Consider the following 2,852-nt stretch of genomic DNA (forward strand, 5'->3'; position numbering starts at 1 on the left):
GATTTAATAGACCATGCTGATTACTATAAAAACCAAGTATCAGAAAATTCAGCATTATGGATCGATTTATTAGTAAGATTTTCGAAGAGAAAATTTATAAAAATTAAAAAAGTTCCTAACTTCAGATATGGAAAAGTACATAAAAGAACAAAAAGGTTAATGGCAAGAATAATTAATGATAAGCAATATTTAGTTAGTCCGAATTTTAGTGTTATAAATGAAATAGGTGAATCAGATATTGACTTTTCTAAAGTCAGTAATATTAATGGAATTTACTTTGATTATGACGAAGATGATAAACTTTGGAAAATAACTTGCATGAATCCTTATGTGGTATTTACGTAATTACTATATACTTTTGGGGAGAGATGAGAATAAGTATTTAGACATTATTAGTTGTTAATTTATCGCTATAAGGCTTATTCTTGAAGCATTAAACAACCAATTACAAACTAAAATAAGTTTTGATTAACTTGTAACTATTAACAACATTGACTATCTTTGTCGTAGAGAGATATTTGAAATTATGCAGAGCAATGCAATGTGTAGCTGGACTTCCACTACTATATCGTTACCTGCATCTTTATAAAAACACTTTTAATCGCTGATTTATAAAAGATTAAAACGAACTACACTCTTTTACACCGAGAAACAACTTGTTTCACACCGAGGAACAAACCGTTTCACACCAAGAAACAAAAGATTGCATTCTGCTCTTCACGTTAAATTTTCCTTAGTTCGGCTATAACTAAAGGAAAAGAACTACTTTTGTTTTAAATTTTATAGTATCTATATGCAGACATCGGATAGCATTGTAATTATCCCTACCTATAATGAACGGGAGAACATAGAAAATATCATCCGTGCCGTATTCGGCCTTCCCAAAGTATTCCATATTCTGGTAATAGAAGACGGCTCTCCGGACGGAACGGCAACCATCGTAAAAACCTTGCAACAAGAATTTCCCGAACGGCTTTTTATGATTGAGCGTAAAGGGAAACTAGGATTGGGCACTGCCTATATTACCGGATTTAAATGGGCATTGGAACACGCATACGAGTATATCTTTGAAATGGATGCCGACTTCAGTCATAATCCGAACGATTTGCCCCGTTTGTATCAGGCTTGTTCGGAACAGGGTGGAGATGTATCTATCGGCTCCCGCTACATCAGCGGAGTGAATGTAGTGAATTGGCCGATGGGACGGGTATTGATGTCGTACTTTGCTTCCAAATATGTGCGGTTCATCACAGGAATACCCGTACACGACACGACTGCCGGATTTGTCTGCTACCGCCGTCAGGTACTGGAAATGATTGATTTGGATCATATCCGTTTTAAGGGATATGCTTTTCAGATTGAAATGAAATTCACCGCTTACAAATGTGGTTTTAAAATCATCGAAGTTCCCGTGATTTTCATTAATCGTGAACTAGGGACTTCCAAGATGAATAGCAGCATCTTTGGAGAGGCCATATTTGGTGTGATTAAATTAAAAGTAAATAGTTGGTTCCATAAATTCCCGCAAAAGTCATGAAACGTACACTGATTCAAAATGCCGTTATTGTTAACGAAGGAAGAAAAGTACTGGGTTCAGTAGTCATTGAAAATGAAAAGATAGCCGAAATATTGGTGGGTGAAGAAAAAGCAACTGCCCCTTGTGACGAAGTCATTGACGCAAGCGGGTGTTATCTCCTGCCGGGTGCCATCGACGAGCATGTTCATTTCCGCGATCCCGGACTGACTCATAAAGCTGATATTACCACAGAAAGCCATGCCGCGGCAGCAGGAGGTGTCACTTCCATCATGGACATGCCCAATACAAACCCGCAGACTACGACGCTGGAGGCTTTGGAAGAGAAATTCACCCTACTAGGTGAGAAATCAGCAGTCAACTATTCCTGCTATTTCGGAGCAACGAATAATAACTATACCCAGTTTGCGCAACTGGATAAACACCGGGTTTGTGGCGTGAAGTTATTTATGGGTTCAAGCACCGGCAATATGCTGGTAGACCGGATGGCCAGTCTGCGTAATATATTCGGTGGAACCGATCTGCTCATCGCTGCTCATTGCGAAGACCAGGGAATTATCAAAGAAAATACGGATAAATACAAGAAAGAATACGGAGACAATGTACCTCTGGCTCTTCATCCGCTCCTTCGTTCGGAAGAAGCTTGCTATCGTTCATCCGAACTGGCAGTACAGTTGGCACGTGAGACAAACGCCCGCCTGCACATCATGCATATTTCCACAGCTAAAGAGTTGAGTCTGTTTTCTAACGTACCTTTGGTACAAAAAAAGATCACGGCAGAAGCCTGTGTTTCTCATCTGCTCTTTACGGAAGAGGATTATCAGACACTGGGTGCCCGCATCAAATGCAACCCTGCCATTAAGACAGCGCAAGACCGGAAAGCTTTGCAAGAGGCTGTCAATAGCGGTTTGATTGATGCTATTGCCACAGATCATGCCCCACATTTACTTAGCGAAAAAGAAGGCGGTGCCTTAAAAGCAATGTCCGGAATGCCAATGATTCAGTTCTCACTCGTCAGCATGTTGGAGTTGACAGAAAAAGGAGTGTTTACTATCGAAAAAGTAGTAGAAAAGATGGCTCATGCTCCTGCGCAGATGTATGAGATACAAAACAGAGGATTCATTCGCAAAGGCTATCAGGCCGACCTGGTATTAGTCCGTCCCGGAAGCGAATGGACTGTAACAACCGATTGTATTCTAAGCAAATGTAAATGGAGTCCATTAGAGGGACACACATTCGACTGGAAAGTAGAGAAAACATTTGTAAACGGACATCTGTTATATAACAACGGAGAAATAGACGAGACTTATCGCGGACA

Annotated in this window: 2 protein-coding genes and 1 pseudogene; all 3 read left to right on the forward strand. The window is 40.1% G+C overall.

The window, feature by feature from the left end:
• Nucleotides 1–345: pseudogene (locus ACT8YW_RS22745) on the forward strand (DEAD/DEAH box helicase); the annotation flags it as partial.
• A 448-nt stretch (nt 346–793) separates the two neighbouring features.
• Entirely contained in the window at nt 794–1,537 is a 744-nt protein-coding gene (locus tag ACT8YW_RS22750; RefSeq protein ID WP_004312608.1) for a polyprenol monophosphomannose synthase, read from the forward strand.
• The coding region (locus ACT8YW_RS22755; RefSeq protein WP_444107231.1) for a dihydroorotase at nt 1,534–2,852 on the forward strand (1,319 nt) is incomplete at its 3' end. The genes ACT8YW_RS22750 and ACT8YW_RS22755, both read left to right, overlap by 4 nt.

The organism is Bacteroides sp., assembly GCF_052357945.1.
Classification (GTDB): Bacteria; Bacteroidota; Bacteroidia; order Bacteroidales; family Bacteroidaceae; genus Bacteroides.